Source organism: Skermanella aerolata KACC 11604 (assembly GCF_000936425.1).
Taxonomy (GTDB): Bacteria; Pseudomonadota; Alphaproteobacteria; order Azospirillales; family Azospirillaceae; genus Skermanella; species Skermanella aerolata.
The window spans coordinates 156,114-177,473 of the sequence record NZ_AVFK01000010.1; the positions used below are offsets into that span (position 1 = coordinate 156,114).

At 65.1% G+C, this 21,360-nt stretch carries 18 protein-coding genes; 10 read left to right on the forward strand and 8 right to left on the reverse strand.

Annotation, left to right across the window (positions count from 1 at the left end; translation table 11 throughout):
• Positions 1-28: 28 nt before the first annotated feature.
• Positions 29-3,217 carry an efflux RND transporter permease subunit gene (locus N826_RS14855; RefSeq protein WP_044430024.1) on the reverse strand — a complete coding sequence of 1,063 codons (3,189 nt, stop codon included), beginning with the start codon at positions 3,215-3,217 and terminating at the stop codon, positions 29-31.
• A 39-nt stretch (positions 3,218-3,256) separates the two neighbouring features.
• Positions 3,257-4,435: an efflux RND transporter periplasmic adaptor subunit gene (locus N826_RS14860; RefSeq protein WP_280178472.1), complete on the reverse strand. Its 1,179-nt coding sequence runs from the start codon at positions 4,433-4,435 to the stop codon at positions 3,257-3,259.
• Between the two features lie 181 nt (positions 4,436-4,616).
• Between N826_RS14860 and N826_RS14865 the strand changes: the two genes are divergently transcribed.
• Positions 4,617-5,270 carry a TetR/AcrR family transcriptional regulator gene (locus N826_RS14865; protein WP_044430026.1) on the forward strand — a complete coding sequence of 218 codons (654 nt, stop codon included), beginning with the start codon at positions 4,617-4,619 and terminating at the stop codon, positions 5,268-5,270.
• 849 nt (positions 5,271-6,119) lie between these two features.
• Here the strand turns inward: N826_RS14865 and N826_RS14870 are convergent.
• Entirely contained in the window at positions 6,120-7,586 is a 1,467-nt protein-coding gene (locus tag N826_RS14870; RefSeq protein ID WP_084720763.1) for an aldehyde dehydrogenase family protein, read from the reverse strand.
• Between the two features lie 229 nt (positions 7,587-7,815).
• Here N826_RS14870 and crtI point away from each other — a divergent pair, with 229 nt between their 5' ends.
• From crtI to N826_RS44795, 7 genes are all read left to right on the forward strand, one after another.
• Positions 7,816-9,369, forward strand: a complete 1,554-nt coding sequence (gene crtI / locus N826_RS14875; RefSeq protein WP_044430027.1) for a phytoene desaturase family protein — start codon at positions 7,816-7,818, stop codon at positions 9,367-9,369.
• Positions 9,366-10,967 carry a phytoene desaturase family protein gene (locus tag N826_RS14880; RefSeq protein ID WP_044430029.1) on the forward strand — a complete coding sequence of 534 codons (1,602 nt, stop codon included), beginning with the start codon at positions 9,366-9,368 and terminating at the stop codon, positions 10,965-10,967. The genes crtI and N826_RS14880 overlap by 4 nt, the downstream gene beginning before the upstream one ends.
• Positions 10,964-11,749: a lysophospholipid acyltransferase family protein gene (locus N826_RS14885; RefSeq protein ID WP_052831273.1), complete on the forward strand. Its 786-nt coding sequence runs from the start codon at positions 10,964-10,966 to the stop codon at positions 11,747-11,749. The genes N826_RS14880 and N826_RS14885 overlap by 4 nt, the downstream gene beginning before the upstream one ends.
• Entirely contained in the window at positions 11,750-12,871 is a 1,122-nt protein-coding gene (locus N826_RS14890; RefSeq protein ID WP_044430030.1) for a glycosyltransferase family 2 protein, read from the forward strand.
• 72 nt (positions 12,872-12,943) lie between these two features.
• Positions 12,944-14,041: a type III polyketide synthase gene (locus N826_RS14895; protein ID WP_084720764.1), complete on the forward strand. Its 1,098-nt coding sequence runs from the start codon at positions 12,944-12,946 to the stop codon at positions 14,039-14,041.
• Entirely contained in the window at positions 14,038-14,784 is a 747-nt protein-coding gene (locus tag N826_RS14900) for a methyltransferase domain-containing protein (RefSeq protein ID WP_211099288.1), read from the forward strand. The genes N826_RS14895 and N826_RS14900 overlap by 4 nt, the downstream gene beginning before the upstream one ends.
• Positions 14,781-15,881 carry an NAD(P)/FAD-dependent oxidoreductase gene (locus N826_RS44795; protein WP_052831275.1) on the forward strand — a complete coding sequence of 367 codons (1,101 nt, stop codon included), beginning with the start codon at positions 14,781-14,783 and terminating at the stop codon, positions 15,879-15,881. The genes N826_RS14900 and N826_RS44795 overlap by 4 nt, the downstream gene beginning before the upstream one ends.
• 8 nt (positions 15,882-15,889) lie before the next feature.
• Here N826_RS44795 and N826_RS14910 read toward each other — a convergent pair whose 3' ends face one another.
• A complete protein-coding gene (locus N826_RS14910; protein WP_044430032.1) occupies positions 15,890-16,669 on the reverse strand; it encodes an SDR family oxidoreductase in 780 nt (259 codons plus the stop codon).
• 59 nt (positions 16,670-16,728) lie between these two features.
• Entirely contained in the window at positions 16,729-18,162 is a 1,434-nt protein-coding gene (locus tag N826_RS14915; protein WP_044430033.1) for an amidase, read from the reverse strand.
• A gap of 255 nt (positions 18,163-18,417) precedes the next feature.
• Between N826_RS14915 and N826_RS14920 the strand changes: the two genes are divergently transcribed.
• Positions 18,418-18,804 (forward strand): response regulator, encoded by a 387-nt coding sequence (locus N826_RS14920; protein ID WP_044430034.1) that lies wholly within the window; start codon positions 18,418-18,420, stop codon positions 18,802-18,804.
• Entirely contained in the window at positions 18,801-19,190 is a 390-nt protein-coding gene (locus N826_RS14925; RefSeq protein WP_044430035.1) for a hypothetical protein, read from the forward strand. The genes N826_RS14920 and N826_RS14925 overlap by 4 nt, the downstream gene beginning before the upstream one ends.
• A gap of 160 nt (positions 19,191-19,350) precedes the next feature.
• Here N826_RS14925 and msrP read toward each other — a convergent pair whose 3' ends face one another.
• The 3 genes from msrP to N826_RS14940 all read right to left on the reverse strand — a co-directional run bounded on the left by msrP (position 19,351) and on the right by N826_RS14940 (position 21,360).
• On the reverse strand, positions 19,351-20,331 hold the full coding sequence (gene msrP / locus N826_RS14930; RefSeq protein ID WP_044430036.1) for a protein-methionine-sulfoxide reductase catalytic subunit MsrP: 981 nt from the start codon (positions 20,329-20,331) through the stop codon (positions 19,351-19,353).
• A 130-nt stretch (positions 20,332-20,461) separates the two neighbouring features.
• On the reverse strand, positions 20,462-20,932 hold the full coding sequence (locus N826_RS14935) for a Dps family protein (protein ID WP_044430038.1): 471 nt from the start codon (positions 20,930-20,932) through the stop codon (positions 20,462-20,464).
• 146 nt (positions 20,933-21,078) lie between these two features.
• Positions 21,079-21,360 carry a hypothetical protein gene (locus N826_RS14940; protein ID WP_044430040.1) on the reverse strand — a complete coding sequence of 94 codons (282 nt, stop codon included), beginning with the start codon at positions 21,358-21,360 and terminating at the stop codon, positions 21,079-21,081.

Consider the following 21,360-nt stretch of genomic DNA (forward strand, 5'->3'; position numbering starts at 1 on the left):
TTCGTAGTCCGCACCATCAGGTCGCCCATCAGTCCGCTTGTGCCGGCTGGGCATGGCCATGGTCGTGGTCCTTCTTGGAAGGGAACCAGCGGCCGACCAGCGTCAGCACCGTCACGAAGAAGACGGGCACGAAGAAGATCGCCAGCACGGTGGCCGAGATCATGCCGCCCATCACGCCGACGCCGATGGCGTTCTGGCTGCCCGACCCGGCGCCCGTGCTGATCGCCAGCGGCAGCACGCCCAGGATGAAGGCGAAGGACGTCATCAGGATCGGACGCAGGCGCTGGCGGCAGGCTTCGATCGTCGCCTCCAGCAATCCCATGCCCTCGTCGTGCATGTCCTTGGCGAACTCCACGATCAGGATGGCGTTCTTGGCCGACAAGCCGATGGTCGTCAGCAGGCCCACCTGGAAGTAGACGTCGTTGGGCAGACCCCGCAGATGCGCCGCGATCACGGCGCCCAGGATGCCGAGCGGCACCACGAGGATGACGGAGGCCGGGATCGACCAGCTTTCATACAGGGCGGCAAGGCACAGGAACACGACCAGGATCGAGATCGCGTAGAGGGCGGGAGCCTGCGAGCCGGACAGCCGTTCCTCGTACGACAGACCCTGCCACTCGAAGCCGATGCCTTCCGGCAACTGCCTTGCCAGCTCCTCCATCGTGGCCATCGCCTCGCCCGAGCTGATGCCCGGAGCGGCCTGACCCTGGATGTTGATCGAGGAGACGCCGTTGAACCGTTCCAGGCGCGGCGAGCCGTAGTCCCAGTGGGTGGTCGAGAAGGTCGAGAACGGCACCATCTCGCCGTTCGCATTGCGCATGTACCAGCGATCCAGGTCGGACGGCAGCATGCGGTACTTGGCGTCGGCCTGGATATAGACCCGCTTGACGCGGCCGTTCTCGATGAAGTCGTTGACGTAGCTGGAACCCCAGGTCGCCTGAAGGGTCGCGTTGATGTCGGCCAGCGACAGGCCCAGCGCGCTGGCCTTCTCGCGGTCGATGTCGATCTGCAACTGCGGATTATCGTCCAGGCCGTTCGGACGCACCGCCGCAAGCTTGGGGTTCTGCGCCGCCAGACCCAGCAATTGGCCGCGCGCCTGCATCAGCTTCTCGTGGCCAAGGCCAGCCCGGTCGACCAGCTGCATGTCGAAGCCGGTGGCGTTGCCGAGTTCGATGATGGCCGGCGGCGTGAAGGCGAAGATCATCGCGTCGCGCACCCTGGACAGCGACGCCATGGCGCGCTGGGCGATGGCGAAGACGGAACCTTCTTCCGAGCCGCGCACCGACCAGTCCTTCATGTTGGAGAAGCCGAGGGCGGTGTTCTGCCCGCGTCCGCTGAAGCTGAAGCCGGTGACGGTGAAGATGCCGTTCACATAGTCCTTCTCGTCTTCGAGGAAGTGCTTCTCCATCACCTTGACCGACTCGAGTGTGCGCTCCATCGAGGAGCCGGCCGGGAGCGAAACCTGACTGATCAGGATGCCCTGGTCCTCGTTCGGCAGGAAGGCGGAGGGGAGGCGCATGAACAGCACGCCCAGGCCGACCACGATCAGCAGGTAGATCACCAGGTAACGGCCCGGCTTGTGGATCATGTGGCCGACGCCGCGCTGGTAGCGGACGTTGCCCCGGTCGAAGGTCCGGTTGAACCAGCCGAAGAAGCCGCGCTTGGGCTGGTGCCCATGGCCCTGACCATGTCCAGCGGCACCCTTGGCGGCCTTCTTGGGGGGCTTCAGGAAAGTGGCGCAGAGGGCGGGCGTCAGGATCAGCGCCACGACCACGGACAGCACCATCGCGGAGACGACCGTCAGCGAGAACTGCCGGTAGATGGCGCCGGTCGATCCGCTGAAGAAGGCCATCGGCACGAACACGGCGGACAGCACCAAGGCGATGCCGATCAGGGCGCCGGTGATCTGCCCCATGCTCTTGCGCGTCGCCTCCTTCGGCGACAGGCCTTCCTCCTCCATCACGCGTTCGACGTTCTCAACGACGACGATGGCGTCGTCGACTAGCAGGCCGATCGCCAGCACCATGGCAAACATCGTCAGCGTATTGATCGTGAAGCCCGCGACCGACAGGATGCCGAAGGTTCCCAGCAGCACCACCGGCACCGCGATCGTCGGGATGATCGTCGCCCGGAAGTTCTGGAGGAACAGGTACATGATGACGAAGACGAGCACGATCGCTTCGAGCAGCGTATGCATCACGCCTTCGATCGACAGCTTGACGAACGGCGTCGTGTCGTAGGGATACGCGACCTCGAGCCCCGCCGGGAAGAAGGGCTTGAGTTCCTCGATGCGCGCTCGCACGGCCTCGGCGGTATCCAGCGCGTTGGCGCCGGTCGCGAGGCTGATGCCGAGACCGGCGGCGGGCTTGCCGTTGTAGCGGGCGATCGTGTTGTAGTTCTCGGCGCCGACGTCGATACGCGCCACGTCGGACAGGCGGATCTGGGAGCCGTCGGTGTTCACCCGCACCAGGATGCGGCCGAATTCCTCGGGGGTTTGAAGGCGCGACTGCGCGATGATCGTGGCGTTGAGCTGCTGGCCGGGGGCCGCCGGGGAGCCGCCGATCTGGCCGGCCGAAACCTCGGCGTTCTGCGCCTCGATTGCGCCCACCACATCAGTCGTGGTCAGGCCGTAGCTGATCAGCTTGTTGGGATCCAGCCAGATCCGCATGGCGTGCTGGGCACCGAACAGCGTGATGGTGCCGACGCCCGACACGCGGCTGATCGGGTCCTGGATGTTGGATGCCACGAAGTCGGCGATGTCGTTCTGGCCGATGGTGCCGTCGCTGGAGACGAAGCCCATGACCATCAGGAACGAGTTTGTGCCCTTGGTCACCTGCACGCCCTGCTGCTGCACTTCCTGCGGAAGGCGCGGCATGGCGAGCTGGAGCTTGTTCTGCACCTGCACCTGGGCGATGTCCGGATCGGCTTCCGGATTGAAGGTCAGCGTGATCTGCGCCGTGCCCGAGCTGTCGCTGTTGGACGAGATGTAGCGCAGATGGTCCAGACCGTTCATCTGCTGCTCGATGACCTGGGTCACCGTGCCTTCGACCGTCTGGGCGGAAGCGCCGGGGTACGTCGCGTTGATGCGGACCGAGGGGGGAGCAATCGAGGGGTATTGCTCGATCGGCAGCCCTATGATGCTCAGGCCGCCCGCCAGCATGATCACGATCGCGATCACCCAGGCGAACACCGGCCTGTCGATGAAGTATTTTGACATGATGAAGCCTGATCCTGATCGGGGTCCGGAAGACGGCCCTTACTGAGCCTGCCGCGGGCCGCCGTTGCCGGCATCGGCGACATCGCCGGGTTTTTCGGAGTCCACCGCCACCGCGTTGACCTGTGCGCCCGGAGCCACCTTCTGCACGCCCTCGACCACGACGCGGTCACCTGCGGCGACGCCTTCGGTCACCAGCCACTTGTCGCCGATAGCCCGCTCCGGCTTGACCGTCTTTTGCGAGACCTTCTGGTCCGGCGACACCGCCCAGACGAAGGCGCTGCCGTCGGGACGGCGGACCACGGCCTGCTGCGGCACCATGAAGGCGTTCTCCAGCGCGCCCCAGTCGATCTTGGCGCGGACGAACAGGCCCGGCAGCAGATCGTTCGCGGGGTTCGGGAAGGTCGCCCGCAGCCGGACCGAGCCGGTCGTCTCGTCGACGCTGACTTCGGAGAATTGAAGCTCACCCTGATGGGCATAAGGAGCGTCTTCCGTGCTGCCGACGTACAGCGTCACGGGCGCCTTGGTCTCGCCGCTCTGGATGCGGCCCTTGTTCAAGGCCTGACGCAGCCGGAACAGCTCGGAGCTCGATTGGGTGACGTCGACATAGATCGGGTCGAGCTGGGTCACCGTCGCCAGCACCTGGGTCTGGTTGGCGGTCACCAGGGCGCCCTCGGTATACGCGGAGCGGCCGATCCTGCCGGAGATCGGCGAATTGACCCTGGTATAGTCGAGGTTGATCTGGGCAGTCCGGATCGATGCCTTGGCCGAAGCCACGGCCGCCTCGTTCTCCAGCAGAGTGGCGGCGATGTCGTCGTAGTCCTGCTGACTGACGGCGCGTGACTTTACGAGGTCGCGGTAGCGGGCTGCCTTGGTGCGCGCCGAATTTGCCGCCGCCTCGGCCCGCGCCAGCTCGGCCTTGGCGGTATCGAGCGCTGCTTGGTACGGAGCGGGATCGATCTGGTAGAGCTGCTGCCCCGCCTTGACCTCCGCCCCTTCCGTGAACAGGCGCTTCTGGATGATGCCGTTGACCTGGGGCCGCACCTCGGCCAGCCGGGCGGCCGTCGTGCGGCCGGGCAGTTCAGTCGCGATATCGACCGATTGAGGCTGGAGCGTTACGACACCGACTTCCGTTGGAGGCGGGGCTTGCGGGCTGCCCTGCGCCTCCGCGCCGCTATTGTCGCAACCCGTTGCAAAAAAAAGAATTGCAACCGTCGCCAAAGAGTTTCTGACTGACCGGAAATTCATCACCGCAGCCCCATGACCTGTCTGTTTTTATTAAAGAAGCGACTTGCTTCAGCCATCCGGTGAACGCCCGGATTGAACCTTTCAGTTCTGTACTGTATGATACAGTACATTGTGCATCTGCAAAAAACAAGTCTGTCCAACGGAAGAAAGCCGAATGAGCGAAAGTGACGGGACCATGACCATGACTCCGGATGCCTGCGCCAGGGCCTGTGGGCCGCGGGGCGACGCCCGCCGACGGGCTATCCTGGACGCGGCCTGGACCCTGTTCCTGGAAAAGGGGTTCGAGCGCACCACGCTAGGCGACATCATCGCTTTGTCCGGCGGCTCCCGCTCGACCTTGTATGAACAGTTCGGCGACAAGGACGGCCTGTTCGAAACCGCGATCATGCTGAAATGTTCCGAGTTCATAGAACGCATGCGCCAGATCCCGTTGGACGGCGGCGATCCCGAGCGGACCTTGACCGAATTCGGCATGAACTTCACCGAATGCGTGCTGTCACCGGAGAGCCCGAAGTTCCTGCGCCTGCTGATCGCCAGCGGCGACCAGTTCCCTCAGGTGATCGACGCCTTCTTCCAGGGCGCCCCAGACGCGGTTCGCCAGATCCTCTCCGACTACCTGCGCGAAGCGACGGTACGCGGCCAGCTCCGCGTAACCGACCCCGACCATGCCGCCACGACCTTCCTCGGATTCCTCCACGGCGACCAGCATCTCAAGATGCTGTTGCGCCCGGAACGTCTGGCGACGCCGGCGGAGTTGAAGAAGTTCGTCGAGGGGGTGGTGCGGATCTTCCTGGATGGGGTGCGGTAGGGGGGCGATGGCCGCCGATCCTGGACTACGGTATTTTATCCTTTTGCCTCGACGTGCGAAATCGATTTGGGTAAGTTCGCTGCTCAATTAATTCTGCCGTGTGAGCCGACTTGGACATTCAGGAGTTCTTCCGGCTCGCAACAGGTGAAGCATCTGGTCCAATATATGTGTGCAGTATCGAGCCCCGTCTCAAAGAAGTCATCGGATCAACAACGTGTGCCGTATGGTTGTCCAAATATACCTTGGAAAAAGCAACTGCATCGCCATCCTGAAATGACGCCCGGATTGTATGTTGATGTTCCGTACATCGTCCAAAATGGTGTTTGCGTTCTGGAGAAACGAAACCATTTGTCATTCCTGCTCGATGCGACAGCTACGTTGGGGTATTGGCTGAAGGCCTGTGTCAAAGCTTCGTGTGGTGGCAGTGAGATATACTTGGTCACTTTTCACAAGTGCCGTCAAAGAGACGTGAAGCGAGTTTTGGCAAAAGGCGTGATTGTCCGTCATAGCAGTCAGTAAAAAAGCGCTTCGAAGCTATCGAAGCGCTTTTTATTTATTCCGCTGGTGGGGGCCTGCTGTCCACCCCCAATCCACTCTCAATCATTACCCTTGAAGGCAACAATCGACGCCACGGTTAGCAGGTTGGCATAGCCTCAACTCCGAAGAGTTTTCACCGTGTCCCCAGCGGACACAATGACGATATGTCATTTTAGGCAGCTAGGTCAACCAAACCCGCAAGTTGCCGCTGTGGATCACCGGATATTCTCAAGGACATCGGTGAGATTCTGACCACCGCCTCCTGATGCAAACATTAGAATGTAAAAGTTACTCGATAAGACGGAATTGCGGTCAGCCCTGCCGCATCCCTCGTCCCCGCTCCATCAATCCCATGACCAGCCGCTTCACGGCTGGCCACCGCGCACCATCTCCATGGGCCGCCGCGATGTAGTCGAGCATCATGGCGGTGTCGTCCGGTGTCACCGAGTCGTAGTGCGGGCGGAAGCGGCCGCTGCGCAGCGTGATCGTCTTGAGTACGGTCATCTCCAGCAGCCCTTCGGCTCCGCGCGTCGTTCCGAAGCCGCTGATACCTTGGCCCCCGAAGGGCAGGCGGGGATCGGCGGTCGGGACGATCAGGTCGTTGACGATGACCGATCCGGCGCGCACCCGTCCGGCAAGGGACCGCGCCATCGGTTCCGGGCCGAAGATCGAGGCTCCCAGCGCATAAGGGCACTGGGCGGCGGCGTCGAGGGCGTCGGCTTCTCCGGCGACCGGCACCAGCGACAGGACGGGGGCGAAGATGTCTTCCCGCAGCAGGCCCAACTCCGGCACCGCATCGGCGACGATCACCGGAGACATGCGCGGCTCATCGGCACGGAAGCGGGGGCCGATCAGGCGGCAGCCGGCATCCTCCGCCTCGCCCAGCAGGCTGGCGACCTGGGTCCTTATCCGCTCAGGCACAGCGACCGGCGGCAGCGAGAGCGCCAGCGGGGTCAGCCGCCGCTCAAGCTCCAGGGCGCAGCCCCGGTCGGCGAAGACACGCCGGGGCGCTATGCAGGTGGCGCCGCCGTTCAGGCGCAGACCGTAGGCCAGCGCCTTTGCCGTCAGGTCAAGGTCGGCGCCGGGCAGCACGAAGACGGCGTCGTTGCCGGACAGCTCCATCACCGCTGGCGTCAGATGGGGCGCCAGATCGGCCAAAACCCGCCGTCCGGTTTCCGCCGATCCCGTCAGCACCAGCTTGTCGATTCCGGCGGCGATGGCTTCGCGGCCCGCTTCCACGGTCTCGTCCAGCAGGACGCAGAGGCCGGAGGGCAGGCCGGCGTCTTCCAGCAGTCCAAGCAGCACCCGCATCGGCTCGACGCAGCCGGGAGCCGGCTTGATCAGGATGGCGTTGCCGGCGACCAGCGCCTGGACGATCTGCACGCCGGGCAGGAAAAGCGGATAGTTCGAAGGGGCTACCACCAGGATGACGCCCAGCGGTTCGCGCCTGATTTCAGCCGAGGCGCCCGACAGCCACAGGGGCCGGCCCTTGGAGCCCAGCCGTCTCGGCGCCAGCAGGGCTTCCGCCTCGCGCTCCAGAAAACGGCAGGCATCCGCCAGGGGCAGCACCTCCAGCGCCAGCGTCTCGCCTTCGGCCCGGCCGGGCCGTTCGCCGACAGATTGCGACAGGTAGGATGCGTTCCGGGCAATCAGATGACGCAAGCCGGTAACAACCGCAAGCCGCTGCCGGAGCGAAGTTTCAATCCAGCCGGTTTGTGCGAGCCGAGCGTCTAAAATTAGCCGCGCAATATCAAGTCGGTGCTGGACTTCGGCGTTCATCAATCCAGTTTGGTTCGTGTTACGATGATCCGTCAATCCAACTCTCCCCCTGGCGCAATCTCGCCGTCGTTCTGCTGGAAACAAGCTGTTCGAAAGACTTACCTCAACCTGTTCATTTGGATCTTAAACAACCAGAGAGTGCAGCCAGCATGCCGAACGGGTCCACGCACCCTTTAACCCCAACCCATGATCTCAGGTCCCTTGGCTTCAGTCTCCATGGTTCCGCATCATGAGTCGCCGTATCGTTATCGTCGGTGCGGGACCGGGCGGTCTCGCCTCCGCCATGCTGCTCGCCCGGACGGGGGCGGACGTCACCGTCGTCGAGCGACTGGATAGGGTCGGCGGACGCTCCTCGACCATCGAGGCCGAAGGCGGCTACCGGTTCGACATGGGGCCGACCTTTTTCCTGTACCCGCGTGTGTTGAGCGATATCTTCGCCGCCTGCGGCAAGGACCTGTCCCGTGAAGTGGACCTGATCCGGCTCGACCCGCAGTACCACCTGATCTTCGAGGCCGGGGGCGAACTGCACGCCTCGCCCAACCAGACGAAGATGGCGGAGCAGGTGGCGAAGCTGTCGCCCGCCGACGCCGCCAACCTGCCGCGCTTCATGTCGGACAACCGGCGGAAGCTGGAGGCCTTCCGGCCCGTGCTGGAGAAGGCCTTCAACAGCGTATTCGATCTGGTCGATCCGGCGCTGCTGAAGTCGTTGCCGCTGATGCGGCCTCACCAATCGGTCGACGCCGACCTGTCGCGCTACTTCGCCGACCCCAGGGTCCGGCTCGCCTTCTCGTTCCAGAGCAAGTATCTGGGCATGTCGCCGTTCCGCTGCCCCAGCCTGTTCACGATCCTGTCGTTCATGGAATACGAGTTCGGCGTCCATCACCCGCGCGGCGGCACCGGCGCCGTCATGGCGGCGATGGCGAAGGCGGCGACCGAGATGGGTGTGCGCATCCGCCTGAACGAACCGGTCGAGGAAATCCTGTTCGAGGGCCGCAAGGCCACCGGCGTCCGCACCAATGCCGGCGAGTACAAGGCCGACGCGCTGGTGATCAATTCCGACTTCGCCCAGACGATGACCAATTTGGTGCCGAACCATCTGCGCAAGCGCTGGACCGACGAGAAGATCGGCCGCAAGAAATTTTCCTGCTCGACCTTTATGCTTTATCTCGGGATCGAGGGCACGTTGCCCGATTTGGCGCACCACACGATTTATTTGACCAAGGACTACGCGCGGAACATCAAGGACATCGAGGACGGGCTGGAACTGCCGGCGGAGCCCAGCTTCTACGTCCAGAACGCCTGCGTCACCGATCCGGGGCTGGCGCCTCCCGGCCACAGCACCCTTTACGTCCTGGTGCCGGTGGCGCACCGGATGGACGTGATAGACTGGACGCGTGAGCAGGCCCGCTACCGCGCGCTGGTGCTGAAGCGGCTGGAGCGCATCGGCCTGACCGATATCGAAAAGCGCATCCGCTACGAGAAAGTCCTGACGCCCCAGGGATGGGAAGACGACATGCAGATCTATCGCGGCGCCACCTTCAACCTGGCCCACTCGCTCGACCAGATGCTTCACCTGCGTCCTCGCAACAAGTTCGAGGACCTGGAAGGCGTCTATCTCGTCGGCGGCGGCACCCATCCCGGCAGCGGTCTGCCGGTGATCTTCGAGAGTGCGCGCATCACCAGCCGCCTGATGGCCGATCAGCTCGGTCTGTCGCAGAACTGGGAGCCCGGTACCCTGATGGCCGCCGGACAATCCGCCCTGGTCGAGGAGCGCGTATCATGAGCGCCCGGAACGATAGCACTCAGAGTAACGGTGGACGGGTCGGCGTCATCGGCGGCGGCCTCGGCGGTCTGGCCGCCGCCTGCACCCTGGCGGCGCGTGGTCACAAGGTCGTCCTGTTCGAGGCTAACGCCTGGGCGGGCGGCAAGGCCACCGTGCTGGAGGAAGGCGGCTTCCGCTTCGACATGGGACCGACGATCCTGACGGTGCCGCGCGTCCTGCGCCGCATCTTCGCGGAGGCCGGGCGCGACATGGACCGGGAACTGGACCTCGTTCGGCTCGATCCGCAATGGCGCTGCTTCTTCGAGGACGGCTCGGTCCTCGATCTGGTCGAGAACGTCGAGACGATGGCGGCCGACCTCGACCGCTACGCCCCCAATACGTCGTCCGGCGCCGGCTATAAGGACTTCATCACCCGTTCCAAACGCCTGCACGAGGTTTCCGAGCGCTTCTTCTTCTGGAAGTCGGTCGAGGACATCTGGGACACGCTGGACTTCAAGAAGAACATGTCGGCATCGACCCTGTCCGACGTGATGAGCCTCCGCATGGGGACGACAGTGGCCGGAACGGTGCGGAAGCACGTGCCGGACGCCCGCATTGCCCAGATGCTCGATCACTTCGTCCAGTATGTCGGCTCGTCCCCTTACGGCTCGCCCTCCGTGCTCTGCTCGATCGCCCATATGCAGACGGACGGCGGAGTCTGGTACCCGATGGGCGGCACCCGCGCGGTACCGGCGGCGCTGGAAAAGCTGGCCCGCAGCCTCGGCGTCGAGTTCCGGCTGAACACCGAGGTCCGCCGCATCGTCACCAGGCAGGGCAGGGCTGCCGGCGTGGAGACCGCGTCGGGCGAGACGGTCGAACTTGACGCCGTCGTCTCCAACATGGACTCCGTCCGGACATACCGCGAACTGCTCGGCGGCGACATCGGGGCCAAGTTCGAGCGCCGCCGGAAGCCGGAGCCGGCCTGCTCCGGCGTCGTGCTCTATCTGGGCCTCGACCGCGCCTACGACCATCTGGCGCACCACGACTTCGTGTTCTCCCGCGACGCGGAGGAGGAGTTCGACTGGATCTACCGCAAGGGCGAGCCGGCTCCCGACCCGACCTGCTACATAGCGGCCCCGGCCCGGACGGAACCCGGCGTCGCGCCGCCCGGCGGCGAGGCCCTCTACGTGCTGGTCCACACTCCCTACATGCGACCGCACCACGACTGGAGCCGGATGCTGCCGGAATACCGCCGCGTCATCCTGGACAAGCTGGCGCGGACCGGCGGCATGAAGGATCTGGAAAGCCGCATCAAGGTGGAACGCTGGCTGACGCCCCAGGACATCCACGACCGCTACCGCGTGCTGAACGGCGCCATCTACGGTCTTGCCAGCCATGGCCGGTTCTTCGGAGCCTTCAAGCCCGGCAACAGGAGCCGCGAAGTCCCCGGTCTTTATCTCGCCGGCGGCGCCGCCCATCCTGGGCCGGGAATGCCGATGGTCATGATGTCGGGCTGGATCGCCGCCGATACGCTCGATCAGGATGTCGGAGGCTCCGGCGCCCAGCCCAACACCATGGTCGAGGAAACCGCGGAACGACCGAAGGCCAGCGTCGCATGACGCCAGCCGAAGCGGTGCGGGCGGCGCGTTCGCCCCGCATCGTTCGTCTGTTCGGTCTTTACATGTGCCGCTACGCCGGACGCCGCTTCCACGGCGTGCGGCTGGCGCGCGGCACGCTGCCTTCGCTGCCCGAGGATCGCCCGGTTATCGTCTATTCCAACCATCCTTCGTGGTGGGACCCGGCGATGTTCATCATGCTGGCACGGCTCCGCTTTCCCGACCGCGACGGCTACGGCCCAATGGAAGCCTCGGCCCTTCAGCAATACGGCTTCATGCGGCGGATCGGCATCTTCGGGATCGAAACGGACAACCCTCGCGGCGCTGCGGCTTTCCTGAAGATCTCCGGCGGGTTGCTGGAAGACCCGCGCACCATGCTGTGGATCACGGCGGAAGGCGGCTTCACCGATGCCCGCAGCCGACCCGTGCGTCTGCGTCCCGGCCTCGCCCATCTGGTGCGCCGGATCCCCGATGCCGTCATCGTGCCGCTGGCGCTGGAATACCCGTTCTGGGACGAGCGCACACCGGAAGCGCTGTGCCGCTTCGGCACTCCGATGGTAAGCGGCGCCGGCACCGTCGAGGAGTGGCAGGGTCGGCTCGAAGCGGCGCTGACCGACACGATGGACCGCCTCTCCGCCGACAGCATGACCAGGGACCCGGCCCGCTTCGAACCTCTGCTCAGCGGCGAGGCCGGCGTTGGCGGAGTCTACGACCTCTGGCGCCGCGCCAAGGCCCTTGTCCGGGGCGAACGCTTTCAACCTCAACATGGCAGGGAACGCACATAAATGGCGCAATTCGCCTGGGTCTGCGCGTGGCTCGCCATCATTCCGGCGGTCACGGCAGTATGGAACCTGCTGCTCTACCGCCCGCCGCCGGCACGCGGCGTTAAATCCGCCGTTTCGGTCCTGATCCCCGCCCGCAACGAGGCGGACAAGATCGCAGCCGCCGTCTACGCCGTGCTGGCGAACGGCGCCTCCGGCGGCGGGATCGACCTGGAAGTCGTCGTCCTCGACGACCACTCGACCGACGGCACGGCGGATATCGTCCGCGCCATCGCCGATCCCCGCGTCCGGGTGGAGCAGGCGCCGCCCCTTCCGCCCGGCTGGTCGGGCAAGCAGCATGCCTGCTGGCATCTGGCCCATCTGGCGCGGCACCCGCTGCTGGTCTTCGTCGATGCCGACGTCCGGCTGTCGCCCGATGCGCTGGGCCGCATGGCGGCCTTCATGGACGAACGGCCCAGGGTCGGGCTCGCCAGCGGCTTCCCGCGCCAGGAGACCGGCACCTTCGCCGAGCGGCTCGTCATCCCGATGATCCACTTCCTGCTGCTGGGCTACCTGCCGATCTGGGCGATGAAGCTGTTCATCGCCCCCGGTTTCGGCGCCGGCTGCGGCCAGTTGTTCATCGCCCGCGCTGATGCCTACGCCAAATCGGGAGGCCACCGGGAAATCCGGGCCTCGCTCCACGACGGCGTCAAGCTGCCCCGCACCTTCCGCCGCGCCGGTTTCTTCACCGACCTGTTCGACGCAACGGAGATCGCGACGTGCCGGATGTACAAGGGGAGCACCGAGGTTTGGCAGGGCTTCACGAAGAACGCGACCGAGGGCATGGCGACACCCATAGGCCTGCCGGTCTGGACGGTGCTGCTGGCGGGCGGCCATGTGCTGCCCTGGCTGCTGCTGGTCCTGGGACCTCCCGAGGTGCTGTTCCCGGCCTGCGTCGGGATTGCGGTGTCGCTCGGCACCCGCATTGCGCTGGCGTTCAGGTTCGGCCAGGATATCTCGAATGCTCTCCTTCACCCAATCGGCGTGCTGGTCATGCTGGCGATACAGTGGTCGGCATTCTGGACCGCTTTCCGGGGACGTCCCGCCACATGGCGCGGACGGGCGTATCCGTCCAGCGGTCCTTGAAGGACTCTGGCGGGACGTTTGAAGCCATTCGCCTGTTGACGGTCGGTATCATTGAAATTGCCGGAGCGCCGGATGCTGCAAGCCTCTATGCCGACGGCCTACATCAACGCGATCGGGACAGCGGTCCCCGCACACGATGTCCATGACAAGTTCGTCCAGTACGCCCCGCAACTCCTGACCGACGAACGGTTGCGGAAGCTGTTCCGCCGGATGGCGGACCGCTGCCAGATCGAGCACCGCTATTCGTTCTTCGCCCCCGACCCCGATCCGGCGGTGCTGGACAGCGGCGGCTTCTTTCAGCGTGGTTCCTTCCCTGACACCGCGACGCGGATGAAGTTCTACGAGAACCACGCCCTCGACCTTGCGATGGAGAGCCTGGACGCCGCGGGCATCAAGGCGCACGCGGCGGAGATCACCCACCTGATCGTGACCTCGTGCACCGGCTTCTACGCGCCCGGCCTCGACCTCCAGCTTGCCCACCGGCTGGGCCTCGACCCCTCGGTCGAGCGCACCCTCATTGGCTTCATGGGCTGCTACGCCGCGATGAACGCCCTCAAGCTGGCCCGCCACATCGTCCGGTCGGAACCCCGGTCCAAGGTCGCCATCGTCAACCTGGAACTCTGCACCCTGCACCTCCAGGAGACCGCCAACATCGAGGAAGTCCTGAGCTTCCTGATCTTCGCCGACGGCTGCTCCGCCAGCATCGTCAGCGCCGAGCCCAGCGGGATCGAGCTGGAATCCTTCCGCACTACCGTCATCCCCGGCAGCGCCGACCAGATCACCTGGCATATCGGCCGCACCGGCTTCGATATGCGTCTGGCCGGCACCGTCCCCGGCACCATAGGCAGCGGCCTGCCCGATGCGATGCCGTCGATCCTCAACGGCCACGCGGCGGAGGATGTCGAGCTTTGGGCGGTCCATCCGGGCGGCCGCTCGATCCTGGACGCGGTCGAAGGCGCCGTCGGCGACATGCGGGACCAGCTTGCCGATTCGCGCGTCGTGCTGCGCGACTACGGCAATATGTCGTCGGCCACCGTGATGTTCGTGCTGAAGCGCATGCTCGACCGCTTCAGCGGTGCCGGCATCGGCGGCAACGCCCTTGGCTGCGCCATGGCCTTCGGACCTGGGCTGACGGCGGAAAGCATGCTGTTCCGAATGGCCGCCGCGTGAGCGGCGGCGCCGACCAGTCCCGCCGCGTGAGTGGTGCCGCCGACCTGTCCCGCCGAAGCTTCGATCCGGAACTGATGGACACCGAGCAGGTCAGCTTCGAGGAGTTCCAGCACTGCCTGCGCGACCTGCGGCGGATCAACCTCTGCACACTGGCCTACCGGCCGACGCTGACATGGCTCGGCCGCGTGGTGAAGCAAACCGGCCGCAGGCATCTGCGCATCCTGGACGTCGGCTTCGGCTACGGCGACATGCTGCGCGAAATCGACCGCTGGGCGGCGAAGCGCGGGATCGAGGTGGAGTTGACCGGCGTCGACCTGAACCCGTGGTCGGCCAAGGCCGCGGCCTTGGCGACTCCCCCCGGTACCCGGATCGACTATCGCACCGGCGACCTGTTCGACCTGCCCCCCGATACCGCCTGCGACGTGGTGATCAGCTCCCTGTTCACCCATCACCTCGACGATACGCTGCTGGTCCGCTTCCTGCGCTGGATGGACGGGCACGCTGATCTGGGCTGGTTCAGCAACGACCTGCACCGGCACGCGGTATCCCACGCCTTCGCCCGCGCCATGGTGGCATCGTTGCCGGTCAACCGGCTGGTCGTCCACGACGCGCCGCTGTCGGTCGCCCGCGCCTTCACCAGTGACGACTGGGAGCGTCTGCTGGCCGACGCCGGCTTCGCCCCCGGCGCCGTATCGGTCGAGTGGTTCACGCCGTTCCGCTACGGCGTAGGCAGGATCAAGTGATCTGGGATGCCGCCATCGTCGGCGGAGGACCCGCAGGTGCCGCCGCCGCCTTCCGTCTGGCGCAGGCAGGGCAACGCACCATTCTGTTCGAACGGGAAGCCGGCCCCCGCCACAAGGTCTGCGGCGAGTTCATCAGCGTCGAGGCCGCCGCCCATCTCACATCGCTCGGCCTGACTCCGGAGCGGTTGGGCGCCGTGCCGATCCACCACGTCCGCCTGATCCAGGGCGAGCGAACTGCGACCGCCACCCTGCCATTCCCGGCGTTCAGCCTGTCGCGCGACGTGATGGACGAAGCCCTGCTGAAGGCTGCCGCTGCCCAGGGCGCGGAGATCCGCCGGGCTTCCGTCATACGTGGTTTGACGGAGGACGACAACGGCGTCACCCTGCGGGCCGACGACTCCATTCGCGCCCGCACCGCCTTCCTCGCGACCGGGAAGCATGAGCTGCGCGGCCATCGCCGCCCTCCCGGTGCGATCAACGACCTCATCGGCTTCAAGCTTCACCTGACCCTCGCACCCGCCCAGGCCGCTGTTCTCGAACATCACGTGGAAGTCCTGCTGTTCCCCGGCGGCTATGCCGGCCTCCAGCGGATCCCCGGAGGACACGCCAACCTGTGCCTCGTGATCGAAAAGCGCGTCCATGACACGCTGGACCGCGACTGGGATGCCCTGGTGGACTATCTGGCACGCCATTCCGCGATCTTCGCGGAGAGGCTGGCCGGCGCCGAGTCGCACTGGCCGAAGCCGCTGTCGATCTACGGCATTCCCTACGGCTTCGTCCACCGGCAGGACTCTCCGGCGCGGCGGCTCCACCGCCTGGGCGACCAGCTTGCCGTGATCCCGTCCTTCTGCGGCGACGGTATCGCCATAGCATTGCATTCGGCCGCTCTGGCGGTCGACCGCCATCTCGCCGGCCAACCGCCCCTGGACGGAGCCGCCTTCGAGCAGCAGATTCGAGCCGCCACGCTGCTTGCTCGAGCGGCCCGGCATCCTGTGCTTCAATCGCTTGCCACGACAGCCTGCCGACTGTCGCCGGCATTGCTCAGGACTATGGCGACGGCGACCCGCATCCGGGGCGGCCTGCCACCGCTGCGCTGACCGTTATGTCACAGCCCCTTGGTCGAACCGCCGTCGACGTCCAGCAGTGCTCCGTGGATGAAGGTCCCGCCACCGGCGGCCAGGAAGGCGACCACGTTGGCGATCTCTTCCGGCTCGCCGAACCGCATGACCTTCTGCGCCTGCACCATGCGGCTGGCCGCCTCCTCCGTATCGATCCCCTGGGCGTGGGAAATCTGGCGGATGCGCCCGGTCAGCCGCTCCGTCAGGATCGGGCCGGGATTGATGCCGTTGACCCGGACGCCGTCCGCCAGCCCCTGATCGGCGAGCGCCTTGGTGAAGTTCATCAAACCGGCATTGACCGAGCCGCCGATCGTGAACTCCGCCGTCGGCGTGCGCCCGCCGGCACCGATGATGTTGATCACCTGACCGCCGCTCAGCTTCAGGTAGGGCCACGCTACCCGCGACAGCCGCACCGCGCCGAAGAACTTCAGCGCGAAACCGTCCTGCCAGTCGTCCTCGCTCAACTCCAGGAACGGCCCGCGCTTGGTCGCTCCGGCGTTGTTGACCAGCAGGTCCAGCCCGCCGAAGGCATCGACCGCCGCCTCGATCAGCGACTCAGGCAATTCGGGGTCGCGCAGGTCGCCGTGGCGGTACTCGACCCGTTGTCCCGTCTCCCGTGCGAGCTGGGTGGCGAGCGTTTCCAGCGCGGTCGCCGTCCGGGCCGTTATCAGCAGATCGTAGCCGGCGCGCGCCAGCGCCGTGGCGATGGCCTTGCCGATACCCCGGCTTGCGCCGGTCACCAGGGCCACATTGGACTTGCCCGTCATGGAAAACCTCCTCCGGATGAGCGACCGCGCAACAGGGTCGGCCGAACAGTAAGCAGGGTTCAGAGCTTTGCCAAGTCCGGTACCGGCCGCTTCAACTCCGGGATATCGGCCAGCACCCGTTCGATAGCCTGGGCTATCCCGAGCACCGCATGGTCGGCGCCGTGCCGGCCGCAGATCTGGATGCCGAACGGCGTGCCCGTCGCGTCCCGCCCGCATGGCACCACCACGACCGGTACGCTCAGCACCGTCAGCCCGTATGCCAGCGCCAGCCAATGCATGTAGTTGCGGGTCGGGGTGCCGTTGATCGTTTCCGGGTACCATTGCTCGACCGGGAAGGGCGGGACCGCTGCCGTCGGGCAGATCAGCACGTCGAACGACTGCATGAAGGTGGCGAACTGCTTATAGAATCTGGTCTGCTCCGTCATGGCATGGGCCACGTCCCGGATGCCCAGCCCCAAGGCCGATTCCATGTTGGCGATGACGTTGGGACCAAGCTTGTCCCGCCGCTTCTCGAACTTGTCCAGATGGGCGCCGACGAAGATCACGGAGCGCAGCGTCTCGAACACCGTCTCGATCCCGGCAAGCTTCGGATCGGCCTCATCGATGCTCGCGAAGGCGCCGCCGAACCGCTTGACCGCATTCGAGAACGTCGCCCGGATGCCGTCATCGACCGGGGCGAAGCCCAGGTCGGCCGATACCGCGACCCTCAGCGACGACGGATCGACCTCCGGCAGCTTCAGGAAAGCGGCGGGATCGGCGCAGCCGGGCATGGGGTCGTGCGGATCGGTGCCGGCCATAGCTGCCATCAGCAGGGCGGCGTCGGCGACGGTCCTGCCCATCGGTCCTTCGACCGGCGACGGAGTCCACGCGATTCCCCGCCGGTCGGTCGGCACCAGCCCCGGCGATGGGCGGTATCCGGTCACGCCGCAATAAGCCGCCGGGGTGCGCAGGCTGCCGCCATGGTCCGAGCCGGTCGCCAGCGGCACCATGCCGCAGGCCAGCGCCACGGCCGATCCGCCCGAGGAGCCGCCGCTGGTGCGTGACGGATCGAAGGGGTTGCGGGTCGCGCCGAACACACTGTTGCGTGTGTTGGCCCCGGTGCCGAATTCCGGCGTATTTGTCTTGCCCAGCACGATGGCGCCAGCCTTGCGCACTGATGCCACCACCCGTTCGTCGCTTTCCGGTACATGATCGGCGAACAATTCCGATCCGTAGGTCGTCCTAATCCCCGCCGTGTCGCTGAGATCCTTGATACCGATCGGCAGGCCATGGAGCAGTCCCAGCGGCTCGCCGGCCATGACGGCGGCCTCCGCCTTCGCCGCTTCGGTGCGGGCGCGCTCGAAACTGCGGGTCACCATGGCGTTGACCGTAGCGTCGACGGCCTCGATCCGGGCGATGCAGGCCTCGGTCAATTCGACAGGAGAGACTTCCTTGCGGCCGATCATCCGGCGCAGGGTTACGGCGTCGAGTTCGCACAGGTCGTTGGTGCTCATTCCGATTGGGTTCCTCGTTTCCTCACCGGGGGATTTAGACGCGCATATCCCGATACGTCCAGAACTTCACCAGGAATTATCCGGTGAATGCGGTGCGTGCCGGTATCGGACCGCCTTGACGGCGTGAGCGGCCTCCCGGCGAGGCGGATGCACCCGTTGACCAAGTGTTACGTTAAGGTGCATATGAGGTAGAGAATATGAAGGGCTGGTCCACCGTCCGGTCGTTGAGGATTGGGTTGGGCGGAGAGGGTTGGAGTGACTTGTATCCTGATCGTCGAAGACCACGACCTTAACCGTGACGTGCTGTCCCGCCGGCTGAAGCGTCGGGGCTTCCAAGTCGCCACCGCGGCCGATGGGGCGGCCGGGGTCGAGGCGGCGGTCCGCGAGCGTCCAGATCTGGTCCTGATGGATATGAGCTTGCCGGTGGTGGACGGCTGGCAGGCCACCCGCATGATCAAGGCCAATCCCGAAACCTCCGGTATTCCCGTGATGGCTCTGACCGCCCATGCGTTGAAGGAAGACCGGGAGCGTGCGCTGGAGGCCGGCTGCGACGACTTCGAAACCAAGCCGGTGGATCTCGACCGCCTGCTCACCAAGATCGACGTCCTGCTCTCGAAGGTCCGGCCGGTAAGCAGTCCATGAGCGATGTCGCGGCAGCGCACCGGGAACTGATCCGTCTGGCTGCCTGCATGGCCGAAAGCAGCGCCATCGTTCTGACGTCAGCCGGGCAGATCACCGACGATGAAGACCTGAAGATGCTGGAGTGGATATCCACGTCCATCGCAGCCTTGCAGGAGCTGACGGGACAGGGCGATGCCACGCTCCTGCAAGACCGCCCGCACCGTCATGCCATCCGCAACTTCCTCAATGCCATCAAGGGGGGAGCGCTCCTGCTGACCGAGGGTGCTCCCGACAACGGTCTGGACGCCGCAGGCCCTGCTGCCCGCGCCGCCGAAGAAATGGTTGCCCACTCCGACGCAATCCTCGCTTGCCTGGACGAAGTCAAGCAAGGGGCTGGACAAGCGTAGAAGTGGCTTCCAGACACAAAGCTTGACTTGTCGGCGCGTCGATGTCGGGCTGAAGAGGCCCGACCTATAAGAGCCCACTTGGCAAAAGCACGCTCACGTAGGTCGGGCCTCTTCAGCCCGACATTTAACGTTCTAGACCGATCAATATCTTCTCATCGTATTACACATACAGCCTCTCCTCCTCCAGCCCCTTGTACATGTCGGCGACGAACTCGCCATAGCCGTTGTAAAGCTGCGTCGGCACCATCTCGCCGGTGCCGAGCACCCGTTCGGAAGCCTGGCTCCAACGCGGATGCGGCACCTGCGGGTTGACGTTGGCCCAGAAACCGTACTCGCTCGCCTGGATCTGTTCCCAGAAGCTGACCGGGCGCTTGTCGGTGAAGGTGAAGCTGACGATCGACTTGATCGACTTGAATCCGTATTTCCACGGAACCGCCAACCGGAGCGGCGCGCCGTTTTGCTTCGGCACCGGCTTGCCATATAGGCCGGTCACCAGGAAGGCCAGTTCGTTGGTTGCCTCGGCTATGGTCAGGCCTTCGACATAGGGCCAGGGATACCAGAACTGCCGCTGTCCGCTAGCCATGCCAGGATCCTGGAAGGTCTGCATCACGACGTATTTGGCAGAACCGGTCGGGCGGGCGAAATCCACCAGCGCCTTCATCGGGAAGCCGCTCCAGGGCACCGCCATCGACCATGCCTCGACGCAGCGGTGCCGGTAGACCCGCTCCTCCAGCGGCATCTGCGCCAGCAAGGTGTCGATGTCGATCGTCTTTTCCTGCTCGACCATGCCGGAGATCCTGACGGTCCAGGGCCGCAGCTTCAGGTTCTGCGCCGCCCGCCAGATGTTCTTCTGGGAGCCGAACTCGTAGAAATTGGTATAGGTGGTGGCCTGGGATGGGTCGGTGATCGCGCGGTCTATCACATAGCGCTCATTGCGCTTGACTGGATAAAGCTTGGCGGTGGGATCGTCGGCCGCGACCTCGGTCTGGCCGAAGGCGGGACCCGTCAGGATCGATCCCGCCGCCGCGATCGTGGGAGCGGCCAGCGCCGTCTTCAGCAGCGCCCGCCGTTTTAGGAAGACATGTTCCGGAGTGGCCGCCGACTCCGGCAGCTCCCACCCGCGTCTGAATCGGATCAGCATGGCGTTCCTCCCTCGGTAATCCCTGTTCAGATCACAGATTTGAAGCTGGAACAGCCATTCGGCAAATCAAGTTCGGGTGAACGGCGCGTGACAGCGCCTCACCCGAACTCGGGGCCGGTTCATGCACCGATCAGCCTTCCAGCATGCTGCGCAGCATCCAGGCGGTCTTTTCGTGCAGCTGCATCCGCTGGGTCAACAGGTCGGCCGTTGGCTCGTCGCCGACTTTTTCGGCGGCGGGGAACACCGAGCGGGCCGTGCGGACCACGGCCTCCTGGCCGGCCACCAGCTGGCGGATCATCTCTTCAGCCTTCGGCACGTCGGTCGCTTCCTGGATCGACGTCAGCGCCGCGTACTGCGAATAGCTGCCCGGAGCGGGGAAGCCAAGCGCCCTAATACGCTCCGCGATCAGGTCGACGGCCAGCGCCAGTTCGTTGTACTGCGTCTCGAACATCAAGTGCAGCGTGTTGAACATCGGGCCGGTGACGTTCCAGTGGAAGCTGTGCGTCTTGAGATAGAGGGTGTAGGTGTCGGCCAGCAGGCGCGACAAACCCTCCGCGATCTCGCGGCGGTCGTTCTCGGTGATGCCAATATCGATCTGCATGATTCTGCCCCCTGAAAACGTGTTTAGCAAAAACACTATACATAGCCTGATGTGGGTACGCGGGGGCAATGCGGCAATCGCATTCTTTAGAATCATTCCAATGTTTGATCTGCATCAAGCGCATGCCGGACCATCGGCAATGCCGATCATTCGGCTTGCATGCTGACCACTTCAGGCGGTCCGTCCGGATCGAGTTCCCGGCAGTCGGCCAGTTCAGATTCCAGCCACGGATTGGCCATCACTTCGTCCTCGTCGGCTGCGGGCAGCAGCAGATGCATGCCCTCCCGCCCTGCCAGTTCAGCCTGGTCGGCCGCTATCTGCCGGGCACCGGCCTCGTCGGCCGCACGGACGATCAGCTTGCGCGTCTTACGGTAATGTTCCCATTTCCGGGCAAGAGGGAGCACCGGTTCCAAAACGAAGAAAGGCAT